Source organism: Pontibacillus yanchengensis, from assembly GCF_009856295.1.
GTDB classification, from domain to species: Bacteria; Bacillota; Bacilli; order Bacillales; family BH030062; genus Pontibacillus; species Pontibacillus yanchengensis_A.
The window spans coordinates 338,514-353,963 of sequence record NZ_WMEU01000002.1 but is presented as its reverse complement, the minus strand read 5'-3'; the positions used below and the strand labels follow the sequence as shown (position 1 = coordinate 353,963).

Sequence of the window (15,450 nt, the reverse complement as noted above, 5' to 3'; positions counted from 1 at the left end):
ATCGTCACCTCAATTCTTCTAGTTGGTAGGAGATAGCAGATAAAAAGTAGGCTGGAGCTGTTTCAGCCCGAAGTATTCTAGGGCCTAATCGTACAGACATAAACGATGCTCCCTTTAACAAATCAACCTCATTCTCGCTAAACCCACCTTCTGGACCTATAACAATCATTACCTGTTCAGAGGGGTTAATATACGGTATTACGTCTTTCAGAGAGCTAAAAGATGAGGACTTTGCTTCATCCTCATACGCAAGAAGCTTCCAATCATAATCTTGACCTTCTTCAATCAGTTGCTTTATAGTATAAAGCTTTGAAACAGTGGGAATCATTGTGCGATGAGATTGTTCACTAGCTTCTTTTGCAATCTTTTGATACCGGTCTACTTTCTTTTGGGTTTTTTTCGCATCCCATTTCACAATAGAGCGCTCTGCTTCAAAAGGGATAAAACGACTAGCGCCTAATTCGGTTCCCTTTTGAATCACAAGCTCCATTTTATCCCCTTTAGGTAAACCTTGAACGATGGTAACCTGGGCCGGAAGTTCTTTGTCCTCATCTAACCATTTTACTATGTAACAGGTTACCATGTCATGAGTTATTTCGATGATTTTACATAGTGCAGCCTGTCCCTCAGGTGTACAACAAATAATTTCATCATCTGTCCTCATTCTCATTACTTTGGTAATATGATGCACGTCTTCACCCGTTAGAGTTACATGCTGATTCTCCCAACCTGATGACGATACAAAATAACGTTGCATGATGGTCCCTGCCTTTTAGCTCAAAAGGTATTCCCTCTTAAACGTTTTTTATGGTTTTCTTGCTATAATGCATGTCCAATCTTCCATTTGGTTCGTTTCTACTACTTCAAAACCTGATTTGACTAATTGGTCTTTTACATCTTGGCGCTTGTTTTGGATAATTCCAGAAGATATGAAATATCCACCTGACTTCAGATTTTCATAAGCTTTATCTGTAAAACGAACAATAATTTCAGCTAGAATATTGGCTACAATCATATCGGCTTGGTAATCTACATGATCTAATAAATTGTTTTGTTTGGCATGTACTTGTTGGTCTACATTATTCAACTTGGAGTTAATCGTTGTACTTTTCACTGCTACATCATCTAAATCATACGCGTATACTTCTTTAGCTCCAAGTAGAACAGAAGCAATACTTAACACACCAGATCCAGCACCTACATCAATAATGGTATCATCTTTTTGAATATATTGTTCAATTGCTTGGATACTTAACACAGTTGTAGGATGTGTTCCCGTACCAAAAGCCATTCCAGGATCTAATTCCATAATGATTTCATCACTAGATACAGGCTGGTAGTCTTCCCAGGTTGGAATAATAGTAAATGTTTCTGATATCTTCACAGGCTTATAGTATTTTTTCCATGCCGTTGCCCAATCCTCTTCGTTCAATTCACTCATGGTAATCTTATTATGCCCAAGGTCAATTTCATGCACAATCAGGTTATTGATGGCTTCTTTGATTTCCTCTACAGTCTCCCCTAAGAAGCTATTAACAGGAAGGTATGCTTTTACATACACACCTTCCTCTGGATAGTCTTCTGGATTAAGCTCGTAGATTTCGCCCATAAATGTGTCACGTTCTTTCACCAAGTCTTGTGGATCCTCAATGACGACACCACTTGCTCCTGCTTCATGCAAAATATTCGAAATCGGTTCTATTGCTTCATTTGTGGTATGAATACATAATTCTGACCATTTCAATGGGGATCAACTCACTTTACTCTTAATTTCTTATTCTCCCTTAAACGCTCGCTTCACACGTTGAAAAATGTTTCCGTGTTGTTCTTCCGTCGCTTCATTTCCACTAATATCATGGAATTCACGAAGTAACTCTTTCTGGCGATCGGTTAAGTTCGTTGGCGTAACAACGCGAATCTTAACATGCTGATCCCCATGTCCACGGCCGCGTACATCAGGTGCGCCTTTATCTTTTAAGCGGAACGTTTTACCGTGTTGAGTACCTGCTGGAATTTTAAGTTTTACTTTCCCGTGCACAGTAGGCACTTCAATTTCATCACCTAGAGCTGCTTGAGTAAAGGTGAGTGGCATCTCACAGAAAATATGATCGCCTTCACGCTGATAGAATTCATGTGGACGGATTTGAGCAACTACATACAAGTCACCTGCTGGTCCGCCATTTACACCAGCTTCACCTTGACCAGGTACACGGATTTGTTGACCTTCATCAATACCTGCAGGAATAGAGATATGAATAGTTTTACGTGTCTTGACTTTTCCGTCCCCACCACATGTATTACATTTGTCTTTCACATACTGACCAGTACCTTGGCAGTAATGGCATACACGACGGTTTACAATACGACCGAATGGTGTATCTTGTTCTTGGTTAAACTGTCCAGCACCTTTACAGTGTGGGCATGTTTCAGGTTGCGTGCCTGGCTTTGCACCATCACCTTCACATGTATCACATGTTTCTTCTTTTGGTATTTGGATATCTGTTTCCTTACCAAAAATAGCTTCTTCAAATCCTAATGTCATTGTATATTGAAGATCTGCACCCTTACGAGGAGCATTTGGATCACGACGACGTCCGCCGCCACCGAAGAACATATCAAAGATGTCACCAAATCCACCAAAGTCTTCGCCACCGAAGCCACCAAATCCTTGGGAGCCTCCATTCATGCCAGCATGACCAAATTGATCATATTGTTGACGTTTTTGTTCGTCACCTAATACTTCCCATGCCTCTTGTGCTTCTTTAAATTTATCAGAAGCATTTTCTTCTTCACTGACGTCTGGGTGGTATTTTTTTGCTAGCTTACGATAAGCTTTTTTGATTTCATCTTTTGATGCGTCCTTTGAGACACCTAAGACCTCATAGTAGTCTTTTTTACTCATTGACGATCACTCTCCCGACTCTTACTGCATAAAGTTTATATTAACATGATTGTCTGTCCTATTTCAAAGGTCACTAACATTTTACGTTATTCAGTAAAAAAGTCAAAGTCAAGAAAATCCTGACTTTGACTTTTTCTACCTGTAGTTCAACTTACTGTTTCTTTTCGTCGTCGTTTACTTCTTCGTAATCGGCGTCTTCTACGTCTTCAGCACCTTCTTGACCTTGTTGTGCTTCAGCTTGTTGTTGTGCTTGCTCATACATTTTAACAGAAAGTTGTTGTACTTGTTCTTGAAGAGCATCTTTCTTCTCACGGATTTGCTCCATGTCTTCGCCTTCAAGCGCTGTTTGAAGCTCTTGCTTAGCTTCTTCAGCTTTTTGTTTTTCTTCTTCAGATACGCTTTCTCCAAGATCACTGATTGTTTTATCAGTTGTGAAGATTAGTTGATCTGCTTCATTGCGAAGTTCAATTTCTTCACGTTTCTTCTTGTCTTCTTCAGCGTTTTCTTCCGCTTCATTTACCATGCGTTCTACTTCATCATCAGAAAGACCAGAAGAGGATTTGATGGTAATAGATTGTTCTTTGTTTGTACCAAGGTCTTTAGCACGTACGTTAACGATACCGTTAGCGTCAATGTCGAAAGAAACTTCGATTTGTGGTACGCCACGTGGTGCTGGTGGAATATCTGTTAGCTGGAAACGACCAAGCGTTTTGTTATCCTGAGCCATTTCACGTTCACCTTGTAGTACGTGGATATCAACTGCTGTTTGGTTATCTGCAGCTGTAGAGAACGTTTGAGAATGACTTGTAGGAATTGTCGTGTTTCGGTCAATAAGCTTAGTAGTTACTCCACCCATTGTTTCAATACCAAGGGATAATGGTGTTACGTCTAATAGTACAACGTCTTTTACATCACCTTGAAGTACGCCACCTTGGATAGCTGCACCTAGTGCTACTACTTCGTCAGGGTTTACGCCTTTAGAAGGATCTTTTCCAACTTCTTTCTTGATAGCTTCTTGTACTGCAGGAATACGTGTAGAACCACCTACAAGTAGTACTTTGTTGATGTCTTTAGATGACATGTCTGCATCTTTAAGTGCACGACGTGTTGGCTCCATCGTACGCTCTACTAAGTTAGAAGATAGTTCTTCGAATTTAGCACGAGTTAGGTTCATTTCTAGGTGTAGAGGACCAGCTTCACCAGCTGTGATAAATGGTAGTGAGATTTGAGTTTGAGCTACACCAGATAGATCCTTTTTCGCTTTCTCAGCAGCATCTTTTAAACGTTGAAGTGCCATTTTATCCTGAGAAAGGTCAATGCCATTTTCTTTTCTGAATTCAGAAACCATGTGATCGATGATTACTTGGTCGAAGTCGTCTCCGCCTAGTTTGTTGTCACCAGCAGTAGATACAACTTCAAATGTGCCCTCGCCAATGTCTAGGATAGATACGTCGAAGGTACCTCCACCTAGGTCATACACTAGGATTGTTTGGTCTTCTTCTTCTTTATCAATGCCGTAAGCAAGTGCTGCAGCTGTAGGTTCGTTAATGATACGTTCTACTTCTAAACCAGCAATTTTACCAGCATCTTTTGTAGCCTGACGCTCAGCATCGTTAAAGTATGCAGGTACTGTGATTACTGCTTTTTCAACAGTTTCGCCTAGATAATCTTCTGCGTAAGATTTGATGTGTTGAAGAATCATAGCAGAGATTTCTTGTGGTGTATATTCTTTTCCTTCAATTTCTACTTTATAGTCTGTACCCATATGACGTTTAATGGATTGGATTGTATTAGGGTTTGTGATAGCCTGACGCTTCGCAACCTCACCTACTTGACGTTCACCATTTTTAAACGCCACTACTGAAGGAGTAGTACGGTTACCTTCTGGGTTTGGAATTACTTTTGATTCGCCACCTTCCATGACAGCGACACAAGAGTTTGTTGTTCCTAAGTCAATACCAATAATTTTACTCATGACTAAATTTCCTCCTTTACTTATTGCGTATGTAGTGTGTTGACTTGTTTATTGATTTACCTTCACCATTGAAGGTCGAATCACACGATCTTTAAGCTTATACCCTTTTTGCAGCTCTTCAACCACTACATTTGATTCATAATTTTCATCATTAACTTGCATAACAGCTTGATGCATATTTGGATCAAATTCTTCTCCTACAGCAGGAATTTCTTCCACACCTTGCTTATTCAATGCATCTTTAAGCTGACGATACACCATGTTAATACCTTCTACAAAGCTTTTCGCAGAATCATCTTGAACCTCTGTTTGTAGAGCACGTTCAAAGTTATCAACAATTGGCAATAGCTCTTCCACTAAATCCTGAGATTTATATTTTAGATCGTCTTCACGTTCTTTTTGAGAACGTCGACGGAAATTATCGTAATCAGCTTGCAAGCGTAACAAACGTTGGTACGTTTCGTCTTTTTCTTGCCTTAACTGTTCTACTTCGTTACTAGCTGGATTGGTATCCTCAACCACTTCTTGTTCTGGATGATCAATTACTTCTTCTTGTTCAACGTTTTCTTGATCTTCCATTTCTTCGGATTTCTGTTTATTCTCGTCCATGTTTGTCACCTCCTCTAGTAAACGGGTTGTTACGCACCATTTACGAATATATCAGAAAATGGTTATAAACTAAACCATAAAAACTTGAAGAAACAATATTAATTAGCAAACCTAATAGACGCTATTAATTTGATACTGCGTTTATAAGGTTGCACGATGTTTCTTCAACTTTTTCATTCATTCCCCATTTCCACCATTTTGATACCAAGAATGAAACGTTTGTGACATTCGATTAGACAAAAGATTTAAAAGGGAAATAACTTTTGAATATTCCATCCTTGTTGGACCTAATAAAGCAATGGTTCCCATTTGCTCATCGCCTAATGAATAAGACGCAGTAATGAGACTACAATCTTTCATTGCTTTGACTTCATTCTCTTGACCAATTGTGACTTTGATTTCATCAGATTCGTGTCTAAGAAGATGAGCAATTTCTGCTTCTTCTTCAATCATAGAATATAAAGAACGAACTTTCTCAATATCCTTAAATTCAGGCTGCATAAGAATGTTGGTTTTGCCACCAACATACAGTTTAACTGGCTGTTCTTCAAAAAGAGCTGCCTGCAAATACTTATATGCTTTATCAAATTCATCCGTGTGCTGACGCAACAACTCTGATATTTCAGAGTTTAACTTGCGATGTAAATGAATAATCGGTACACCATACAACTTCTTGTTTAAAATGTTGACCATCTTTTCCAAATCACTAGATTGTATTTCTACTGGGATCGTAAACGACCGATGTTCAACATGCCCTGTATTCGTAACAAGAATCGCAACAGCAGAATAATTAGATAATGGTATAATCTGGAGTTGCTTCAATCTTGTTTCGTACACTTCAGGACCTAAAATGATGGAAGTATAGTTTGTTAAATCTGACAAAACACGAGCTGATTGCTGGACTACCCTTTCAAACTCAACCAACTGATTGGTGAATGCTTCCTGAACAAAAGAAATATCTGACCTTGGCAAATGAAAGGGTGACATTAAATGATCAACATAAAATCGATACCCTTTTTCTGAAGGCACACGTCCTGAGGAAGAGTGTGTTTTCTCTAGAAAACCCATTTCTTCCAAATCAGCCATCTCGTTTCGGATAGTAGCAGAACTAAAAGAGACTTTTTCCTTCTTGGAAATGGCACGAGAGCCCACAGGCTGCGCTGAGTCGATGAAATCATCAATAATCACTTGCAATATAAGTAATTGTCTTTCAGTCAACATGATGATCACCTCTGTTAGCACTCGACGTTACTGAGTGCTAAATCTAATATTAAGTTATCAAATGCCTTATCCATTGTCAACGATATTTATTTCAGAAATACAAAGAAATTCGGATTATTATGGAATTCCTTTGTATTTCTATCTACATCAGAATAGCCATCAGTGTTCAATCAAGCTCTTTTCTAGATACTACTACTTCCTATTGATTTGAAGATTATTGTAGTTTTTCATCCTCTAACAGAAACTCTTGAAATACATTGTTCCCAAATAGCCTGCCCTGGGGAGTGATTCGAATGAAATCACCTTTTTCTTCTATCCATTCTTTCCGTTTTAAATAATCTAATTCCTCTTGATATAAAGAAGATAACGATTTACCAAAACGATTTTTAAAAACGCTCTTGGAAACTCCCTCAGCTTTTCGTAGACCTAGAAACATTTGCTCTTCTATTCTTTCCTTCTCATGAATTGGCTCTTCATGAAGAGTAGGTTTGCCATCTTCCATTGCCTTCTTAATATATTGAGGCAGTGGCCGGATATTTACTGTTCGTTTCCCAGGTAAATACCCATGAGCTCCTGAACCGAAACCATAATAATAATCGTTATTCCAATAAGTTAAATTATGCTTACTTTCAAAACCTGGTTTGGCAAAATTACTGATTTCATACTGCTGTACACCACTTTGTTCCATATCTCTCACAAGCAATTCATACATTTGAGCTTCGTCTTCTTCCATCGGCTTATGAAGTTTACCTTTCTTATGCCGTTGGTAAAACACTGTTTTAGGCTCTATTTGCAAAGAATAAGAAGAATAATGAGGAAGATCTAAACGAATCGCTTCATTCACTGTTTGTTGAAAATGTTCAACCGTTTGGCCAGGTAAACCATAAATTAAATCCACTGATACATTTTCAAAGTCGAGCTTTTCAAAATGACGTAGATTATCATATACATCCTTCACTCGATGATTACGTCCGAGCTTTTCAAGCATTTGATCATCAAATACTTGCACACCAAACGAGATTCGATTCACGCCATAGTCCTTTAAAAGAGCGAGTTTCTTCTCATCAAACTCTCCTGGATTGGCTTCAAAGGTGTACTCTTCACAACTTTCTACATCAAAAGACTCGGAAATGGTCTTAAGAAGTTGCTCTAGTTGAGTATAGTTGAGTGCTGTAGGAGTTCCACCTCCAACAAAAATTGTTCGCATATACATTTGCTTCTTACCAACTTCTTCTTCTATTTCTCGATCCAATGCATCTAGATATTGATCAGCTAATTCTTTATTATAGAAAAACTTTGTAAAATCACAATAATGACAGATTTGTTGGCAGAATGGTATATGAATATATACAGAAGATATCATGCTAGTCACGTTCCTTTATCAAAGTGTAAAAGCGCTTCAATTTCAAGCAAGCGTCTTTGCGTGAATAAACAACCTCAAACGTTACAAAAACCGCAAGAAATTCCTCCTGCGGTTTTTTACATCAATCGTTGTCTGTATCCATTTCAAGAACGGCCATAAAGGCTTCTTGTGGCACCTCTACAGATCCTACCATTTTCATTCGCTTTTTACCTTCTTTTTGCTTCTCTAGAAGTTTACGCTTACGAGATATATCCCCGCCATAACATTTTGCTAACACGTTTTTGCGCATTGCCTTAATGGTAGAACGAGCAACAATCTTATTTCCAATGGCAGCTTGAACAGGTACCTCAAATTGTTGTCTTGGAATTAAATCTTTTAGTTTATGTGTAATAGCTTTACCACGTTCAAAGGCAAAGTCTCTGTGGACAATGAAAGAAAGCGCATCAATTGTATCACCGTTCAACCAGATATCCATTTTCACTAGGTTAGAGGCCTTATACCCTTCAAGCTCATAGTCAAAGGAGGCATACCCTTTTGTTTGAGATTTCAATTGATCAAAGAAATCATAGACGATTTCAGACAATGGAATCTCATACGTTATATTCACTCGGTTATCATCTAAATACTCCATATCTTGGAATGCGCCACGTTTTTTCTGGCAAATTTCCATAACAGCTCCCACATATTCGTTCGGAACCATAATAGTGGCGTTAACAAATGGTTCACGCACTTCTCTTATGGATTGAGGATCTGGCATTAAAGATGGATTATCAATGGTAAACTCTTCTCCATCTACAGATTCCACTTCATAAATAACGCTTGGTGCTGTTGTAATCATTTGGATACCAAACTCACGTTCAATACGTTCTTGGATAATCTCCATGTGCAAGAGACCTAAGAAGCCACAACGGAAACCAAACCCAAGAGCTTGAGATGTCTCTGCTTCGTATTGTAAGGAAGAATCATTTAATTCAAGACGCTCTAATGCCTCACGTAAGTCATTATAATTACTAGCATCTACAGGGAATAACCCACAGAACACCATAGGATTCAATTTCTTATAACCCGGGAGTGGTTCTGCTGCTGGTTTATTAGCATCAGTAATCGTATCACCTACTCGGGAATCACTAACATTCTTAATAGATGCGGTTAAAAAGCCAACATCGCCTACAGTTAGTTGGTCTTTGGCGGTAGGTTTAGGATTGAATACCCCAATTTCATTGACTTCAAATTCTTTACCTGTTTGCATCATTCGAATGCGCTGACCAACCTTAACTGTTCCTTCTTTGACACTTATAGAGGCAATAACCCCACGATATGGGTCATACAAGGAATCAAAAATCAATGCTTTTAATGGGTCATCTGGATTTCCTTCAGGAGCAGGTACTCGGTGTACAATGGCTTCAAGAATTTCATCAATGCCCTTTCCAGCTTTTGCAGAAGCCCATAATACTTCCTCACTTGTTACGCCTAACAGGTCCTCAATTTCTTTTGAGACACCTTCAGGGTCTGCTGCTGGTAAATCGACTTTATTAATAACTGGAATAATCTCTAGGTCATTATCAAGTGCTAAGTATAGATTTGCTAATGTTTGTGCTTCAATACCTTGAGCAGCATCTACCACTAAAATAACGCCATCACAAGCAGCTAAACTTCGTGAGACTTCATACGTAAAATCGACGTGTCCTGGTGTGTCAATAAGGTGAAAGAGGTAATCTTCCCCCGTATGTTGAGATTCATATCGAAGCTGTACAGCATTTAATTTAATGGTAATTCCACGTTCACGCTCTAAATCCATCGCATCTAGAAATTGTTCCTTCATTTCGCGATCCGTTAAAGCCTTTGTTTTCTCTAAAATACGGTCTGCTAATGTTGATTTACCGTGGTCTATATGAGCTATAATCGAAAAATTACGCACATTTTCTTGTTTAATCATGTCGTTACTCACATTTATCACTCCTACTTTGGTTCCGCAACAATCACTAGCATTGATTATAGCAATGTGAAGCCAATACTTCAACGAAAACTGAAAGAACAAAGGTCAAGGTGTCCGTTTAGCGACGTATACACGAAGAGCAGTAACGAACCAGTGCTTACTTCACAGGAAGTGTACTAATTCATTGGGAGGTGGACGTTGCATCTATACTAATAAAGTTATACACAAGACAACATTTTATAGTACGCTAGACAATCAAGAAAAGCTCGGGCGCACGTTTAGCGAGGTTTGTCTATACAAGAACAAAAGCGCAAGCGCCCGTCTAGCGACGTATATGCTGGACTGAGCTGTAGGAGATAAATGCAACACGAAGAACGAAGTGATTCGATGTTAACTTATCTTATGGAGGCGAGGGAAGCATACTAGTCGCTGGGCGCTGGAGCTGGACGTGGCTACTTCACTTTTTTAGTTATACACAAGCATTGAATTTTATAATTTCCTAGACAACACGAAAAGCGCTTGCCCACCAGGCAAACGCTCCTATTATGCAAAAAAGACTTGTACAAGCTGGTACACTACAAAGATCATGGTGTTATACACCCATTTCACACCTTTTTCCAACATGAAAGCTAATTTCTGTACACCATGAGTGGTTTGCATATCAGCATAAACCTGTTGTTTTTCCTCGACAGGTACTTGTTGGAATTCCTTTCCTAAAACTTCCACTTCATAATTGCTTGAAGTAGGTTGTTGGGTCTTAATTACTTCATGAAAATTCGTATCGGAAAAACCTCTCATTTGGATCATCCCAAGACTTGCTTGATTCATCCCTAACAATACTCCGCTCATGAACAGGATGACCATGATAAGAAACGTCATTGTGAAGCGTACCATTCTCCTCAACTCCTTAATTTCCGTTCACTTTTTCAGCCTTCCAATAAAAATCACTAAAGACATCTGCAACAACATCAGCGCTTCTATATAATTCGTCAAGATTGTTTTCTACCCCACCGAATTCTATAAGGACAGCATTTTGGGACAAATCTTGATTGAACTTCCCGTTTGTTCCATCCCCTTTTTTAATAAGTACTCCCCGACTTAACCCTGGATACTTTTTCTCAATAGCCATGTGCAAGTCATTAGCAAGTTTAAGATTTTGTTTGTAACGAGCGTACTCTCCCCCAACCACAAAAAATATCTTGGCATAGTTTATTCCATCCAGTTTAATAGTAGTTATGTCTTTTCCTAAGGAATCCCGGTGCAAGTCAAAGAAGAATTGTAAGTTCCCATCCTGTTTAATAGCTTCTTGGACGATTGGACGTGAAGCACCATAGGACTGATAATACTCCATGTTCTTCTCTTTAAGTTTTTTCGTAATATCTGTCTTATCAACATTTGTCCCTATTCCGTTTTCTTCTAATCCTTTAGCTAATCTCTCTCCTACCATCGTAATATTTGCTTTTGAATGAAATGCTTCATCAGCTACGGTTCCAGCTGGTAGTAAAGGTAAGAAAGATTCCCTGTTATGTGTATGATAAATAAAAACGACATCCCTTTCACCGGTGGTCTGGAAAGGATTCTTATCTGGTGACTTTTCTTCTGTTGATGGTTCTTCTTTTATAACAGCTTCTTTCTCTGTCTCAAATACTTCCATTGGTGGAGACGATTCGATTGGCATATTAGTATAATCGGTGCCTTTACCTGCAACAATGATTTCTCCATCATATGAGGAGAATCCAGGGATTTCACGCCCCAGTAATGTTCTTGGGTCATTCGGTTTTATACTAGTTGCCATTTGAAATACAACTTCAGAGACTTTAATATCCTCCTGGTCTTCCGGATAAGCTGTCTTAAATATGCGATTTTCCATCCCCATTAAGTGTAAGAAGGAAGAACCGGATATTTGACTTGTCCACTGATGAAGAGTCGAAGAGGATAATCTATAAGCTGGCTGGATTGATGTTAAAATACCAGCAAACAAAAATAACGCTATGATGGCAATCATATAAAAACTACTGCGTTTATACCATTTTTTCATCTCTTCACGAATGAGGGAGACTCCTTTTGAATTCATGGTTCCACCCTTTCTCCTTTTTCTAGCAACTCTAGTAAACATTATGTAGAAAAAAGAGAAAGTAGAACCTTTCATTTACAAAAACAGATTCCCTTGTTGCACCTTAAAACGAATACAACCACCTACCTCGTAAATGTGCCATCATTAGTAGGGTCTACTGATTCATGCAACGCAGCATTCATTCCAGTAGCAATCACATGAGCCATGTCTTTCATAAACCCATCTACCTCTTTAGGGGTTACCATAAGATTATGTCCTAATGGATTTAATACCTCCTGAATCAATGAACGTTTTTCCTGTTCAGACAAACCACCAATCATTCCGAGCACTGCCTCTCGTTGCTCTTCGTTTGGTAAGTCCTCTTCTGTAAGTTGTTTTTTCTCACCAAAGTCCATCCCGGCTGGGGTTAACGCTTTAGATGGATCCCCTTTTTCATTCCATTCTCTCCCGAAATGTTTCAGCATATAATCGATCGTATCACTTGTTATGGTAACTGCATCCACGACAGTAGGAACTCCTACAGCAATAACTGGGATTCCTAATGTATCCACACTAAGTTCTTTCCGCTTATTACCTACTCCAGAACCAGGATGTATCCCCGTGTCAGAGATTTGAATCGTCGCATTCACTCGATTAATAGAACGAGAGGCTAATGCGTCGACAGCGATAACAAAATCCGGTTTAATCTTGTTAATCACACCAAAAATGATATCGCTTGTTTCTATTCCCGTCACCCCCATTACTCCTGGAGTAAGAGATGATACTGGGCGAAACCCTTCGTCAACTCGTTCAGGTTGTAATTCAAATAAGTGTTTGGTTACTAAAAGCTTTTGCATGACCATTGGCCCTAATGCATCAGGAGTAACATTGTGATTTCCAAGCCCTACCACCAAGCAACTCGCATCGTCTGGAAGGTTAGATTTACTAATAAGACCCTCTAACTCTCGAGCAAAGATAGAAGAAGTATGATGTTGTAACTCAGAATCATGATTACGTATTCCCTGAGATTCAATTGTAATATAGGAACCCGGCTTCTTACCGGTTTTCTCTGCACCGTCTTCATCAATATCTACATAAGTTACTTTAATATCTCCGTCTTGACTTTCTCTTACAGTGACACCTTGTTTTGAATCTGTATTTTGATTTTCTTTTTCGTCCACTAATTCTTTTGCTTCTACAGCTAAATCAGTTCTTATCTGGTATCGCTCTAAGTCAACATTCATTAAGGACACCTCCGTTTTGGTATTAGCATAAACAGGATAGAAGGTGTTCATACATTTCAAGAGATTTATCTTTACATGCATATCTCTATTGAAAACTATCTTCTGCTTTGGTAAAATGTCTCTTGTTCGAGAAGTTGCTTATTAGATAAAGCAGGCTTAATTCTCCAGGGAGGTGAAAGATATATGCCAAATATTAAACAAGCGAAAAAACGTGTTGTTACTCAAAGTTTCCAACGTTCTAAGAACCATTCTTTCAAAACAGAAATGCGTTCTGCAGTAAGAAAAGTTGAAGGTCTTATTAGCGAAGATAAAAAAGAAGAAGCACAAGATGCTCTTAAAACAGCTGTTCGTAAAATTGATAAAGCTGTAAGCAAAGGCCTTATTCATAGAAACAATGGTAATCGCCACAAATCTCGTCTTCATAAGAAAGTTAAAAATCTTTCTGCGTAAGACAATTGCATTTACTATGACCAACAAACGATCCTTTTAAAGGGTCGTTTTATTTACTAAAAACCTCGGCTAATGGTCCTGTTAGGTCCACTAGCCGAGGTTTTTTGTTAGTAAAAAAAGTATAAACTTTTGTCCATACAGGTCTAGCTCCATCGCCCAGCAACTAATATGCTTCGCTCGCTTCCATACGATAAGTCAACATCGAGTCTGGATAAGCACTGTATAAGGAGAATGTTACTAAGCCTGTATGAAGTAAATGCCTTTTTCAGTTGCAATAAATAAGGTTTTAACTTTGGGTATTTGTATTTCCTTCGGCTACACGACATGGGTGAGTTCATATTGCTACGTGAGGGAGCGGATTTAATCGAACCTCCATCATTAGCATGTATAGCAGTCGCCCTGAACTTTTCATATATTTATTTACTTTTTATTCTTCTTTACGTGAATAAGTTCATATAATAACAACTCAAATGAAAGGTTTTTTTCCATTTTCCCTTGTTTCATCGAGGCATCCGCTTCCGTAAGCAGTTGAGTTATTTGTGCTAGTTGTCCCTCAGAAAACCCTCTTTCCCTCTTTAATGCCATTTTAATTGCAAAGGGATGAGCCTTTATTTGTTGAGCCATTTGGTTTTGACTGTACCCTTTTTGCTTTAGAAGCTTAGATTGATAAATTAATCTAAATTGAGAAGCAAGCAACGCTAATAAGGCAATAGGTTCCTCATTTTGTTTCTCTAAATCCTTATAGAGCAAAATGGCCTGTTCAACATTTTGGTTCATTACTGCATCCACAAGCTTGAGTGCTGATGCTTGCGGATTATGAGCGGCAAGCATTTCAGCAATATCTTTTGTAATCGTTCCCTCGTCCCCAACATATGATGACATCTTTTGCAGTTCATTACGAATAGCCATAAGGTTGGTCCCATTTTCTTGAATAAAAACATCAATCGCTGCAGATTCTATGTTTATATGTAATTCTCTTGCTATAGACTGAATCCAATCGCTCATTTCATGTTCTTTTAAAGATTGGCAAGGAATAACCTTTCCTTGTTGTTTGATTTGCTTTATGACTTTTTTTCGCTCATCAACCTTCTCGTACGGGGCAATGAATACTAAGATTGAATAATCAACTGGTTCAGTTAAATATTGTTGTAAAACGCTCATATCATGTTCAACTTGTGCTTTATCTGGCTTGGCCTTGAATAGGCTCGCATTTTTACAAATAAGAATTTTTCGTTCTCCAAAAAAGGGAAATGTTTCTGCATCCATAACCACTTCCTGAATTGGAAACTCTTCTAAGTCATATATGGATAAATTGACTTCTTGCTCTTCTTCAGTTAACCCATACTGGACAATGGCTTGCTGAATATCTTGAACAAGATAACTTTCTGTACCATAAAGTAAATACACGGAATCAAATTGTTTTTGTTTTATTTGTTTTAAGGCTTCGAAGTAGACCATGTTCCTTCCTCCATTTCACTATAACGTAATGGTATATGGAATTCGGAAGGCTTTCAAGAGTTGATTATGAGAAGGGGAAATGGAGATCCCATCCCCCCCATGATCTATATAAACGTTTAGAGAGTAGCCCCAGGATACTACTTTCCAAACGATATTTTGTCGATACTCATAGCCTAGCCTAATTTACAAAAACTATGGATGTTAACTCTTGTCAACAAAGGAAGGCAATTGGTACGTAT

13 protein-coding genes are annotated in these 15,450 nt (G+C 38.5%); 1 reads left to right on the top strand and 12 read right to left on the bottom strand.

Annotation, left to right across the window (positions count from 1 at the left end):
- Nucleotides 1-4: 4 nt before the first annotated feature.
- The 11 genes from GLW08_RS08900 to gpr form a co-directional block, all read right to left on the bottom strand.
- Complete coding sequence (locus tag GLW08_RS08900; protein WP_160848286.1) at nt 5-757, bottom strand: 16S rRNA (uracil(1498)-N(3))-methyltransferase; 753 nt, start codon at nt 755-757, stop codon at nt 5-7.
- 48 nt (nt 758-805) lie between these two features.
- A complete protein-coding gene (gene prmA, locus GLW08_RS08895) occupies nt 806-1,744 on the bottom strand; it encodes a 50S ribosomal protein L11 methyltransferase (protein ID WP_160848285.1) in 939 nt (312 codons plus the stop codon).
- A 30-nt stretch (nt 1,745-1,774) separates the two neighbouring features.
- On the bottom strand, nt 1,775-2,902 hold the full coding sequence (dnaJ, locus tag GLW08_RS08890) for a molecular chaperone DnaJ (protein ID WP_160848284.1): 1,128 nt from the start codon (nt 2,900-2,902) through the stop codon (nt 1,775-1,777).
- Nucleotides 2,903-3,053: 151 nt separating this feature from the next.
- Nucleotides 3,054-4,877: a molecular chaperone DnaK gene (gene dnaK / locus GLW08_RS08885; protein WP_160848283.1), complete on the bottom strand. Its 1,824-nt coding sequence runs from the start codon at nt 4,875-4,877 to the stop codon at nt 3,054-3,056.
- 48 nt (nt 4,878-4,925) lie between these two features.
- A complete protein-coding gene (gene grpE, locus GLW08_RS08880; protein ID WP_160848282.1) occupies nt 4,926-5,486 on the bottom strand; it encodes a nucleotide exchange factor GrpE in 561 nt (186 codons plus the stop codon).
- A 177-nt stretch (nt 5,487-5,663) separates the two neighbouring features.
- Nucleotides 5,664-6,707 (bottom strand): heat-inducible transcriptional repressor HrcA, encoded by a 1,044-nt coding sequence (hrcA, locus tag GLW08_RS08875; RefSeq protein ID WP_160848281.1) that lies wholly within the window; start codon nt 6,705-6,707, stop codon nt 5,664-5,666.
- A 214-nt stretch (nt 6,708-6,921) separates the two neighbouring features.
- Complete coding sequence (hemW, locus tag GLW08_RS08870; RefSeq protein WP_160848280.1) at nt 6,922-8,070, bottom strand: radical SAM family heme chaperone HemW; 1,149 nt, start codon at nt 8,068-8,070, stop codon at nt 6,922-6,924.
- A 121-nt stretch (nt 8,071-8,191) separates the two neighbouring features.
- Nucleotides 8,192-10,006: a translation elongation factor 4 gene (gene lepA, locus GLW08_RS08865; RefSeq protein WP_160848507.1), complete on the bottom strand. Its 1,815-nt coding sequence runs from the start codon at nt 10,004-10,006 to the stop codon at nt 8,192-8,194.
- Nucleotides 10,007-10,549: 543 nt separating this feature from the next.
- Nucleotides 10,550-10,900, bottom strand: coding sequence for a DUF3679 domain-containing protein (locus GLW08_RS08860; protein WP_160848279.1), 351 nt, complete (start codon nt 10,898-10,900; stop codon nt 10,550-10,552).
- A gap of 13 nt (nt 10,901-10,913) precedes the next feature.
- Nucleotides 10,914-12,080 (bottom strand): stage II sporulation protein P, encoded by a 1,167-nt coding sequence (gene spoIIP / locus GLW08_RS08855; protein ID WP_237458375.1) that lies wholly within the window; start codon nt 12,078-12,080, stop codon nt 10,914-10,916.
- Between the two features lie 122 nt (nt 12,081-12,202).
- Nucleotides 12,203-13,303 (bottom strand): GPR endopeptidase, encoded by a 1,101-nt coding sequence (gpr, locus tag GLW08_RS08850; protein WP_160848278.1) that lies wholly within the window; start codon nt 13,301-13,303, stop codon nt 12,203-12,205.
- Between the two features lie 183 nt (nt 13,304-13,486).
- Between gpr and rpsT the strand changes: the two genes are divergently transcribed.
- Entirely contained in the window at nt 13,487-13,753 is a 267-nt protein-coding gene (gene rpsT, locus GLW08_RS08845) for a 30S ribosomal protein S20 (protein ID WP_160848277.1), read from the top strand.
- A gap of 420 nt (nt 13,754-14,173) precedes the next feature.
- Here the strand turns inward: rpsT and holA are convergent, their stop codons facing one another.
- A complete protein-coding gene (gene holA / locus GLW08_RS08840; protein ID WP_160848276.1) occupies nt 14,174-15,211 on the bottom strand; it encodes a DNA polymerase III subunit delta in 1,038 nt (345 codons plus the stop codon).
- Between the last annotated feature and the right edge of the window lie 239 nt (nt 15,212-15,450).

What these genes read in the sequence shown, in the direction of transcription:
- GLW08_RS08900 (WP_160848286.1), bottom strand. Translation starts at nt 757, where the DNA reads ATGCAACGTTATTTTGTATCGTCATCAGGTTGGGAGAATCAGCATGTA.
- dnaJ (WP_160848284.1), bottom strand. Translation starts at nt 2,902, where the DNA reads ATGAGTAAAAAAGACTACTATGAGGTCTTAGGTGTCTCAAAGGACGCA.
- dnaK (WP_160848283.1), bottom strand. Translation starts at nt 4,877, where the DNA reads ATGAGTAAAATTATTGGTATTGACTTAGGAACAACAAACTCTTGTGTC.
- grpE (WP_160848282.1), bottom strand. Translation starts at nt 5,486, where the DNA reads ATGGACGAGAATAAACAGAAATCCGAAGAAATGGAAGATCAAGAAAAC.
- hrcA (WP_160848281.1), bottom strand. Translation starts at nt 6,707, where the DNA reads ATGTTGACTGAAAGACAATTACTTATATTGCAAGTGATTATTGATGAT.
- hemW (WP_160848280.1), bottom strand. Translation starts at nt 8,070, where the DNA reads ATGATATCTTCTGTATATATTCATATACCATTCTGCCAACAAATCTGT.
- lepA (WP_160848507.1), bottom strand. Translation starts at nt 10,006, where the DNA reads ATGATTAAACAAGAAAATGTGCGTAATTTTTCGATTATAGCTCATATA.
- GLW08_RS08860 (WP_160848279.1), bottom strand. Translation starts at nt 10,900, where the DNA reads ATGGTACGCTTCACAATGACGTTTCTTATCATGGTCATCCTGTTCATG.
- spoIIP (WP_237458375.1), bottom strand. Translation starts at nt 12,080, where the DNA reads ATGAATTCAAAAGGAGTCTCCCTCATTCGTGAAGAGATGAAAAAATGG.
- gpr (WP_160848278.1), bottom strand. Translation starts at nt 13,303, where the DNA reads ATGAATGTTGACTTAGAGCGATACCAGATAAGAACTGATTTAGCTGTA.
- rpsT (WP_160848277.1), top strand. Translation starts at nt 13,487, where the DNA reads ATGCCAAATATTAAACAAGCGAAAAAACGTGTTGTTACTCAAAGTTTC.
- holA (WP_160848276.1), bottom strand. Translation starts at nt 15,211, where the DNA reads ATGGTCTACTTCGAAGCCTTAAAACAAATAAAACAAAAACAATTTGAT.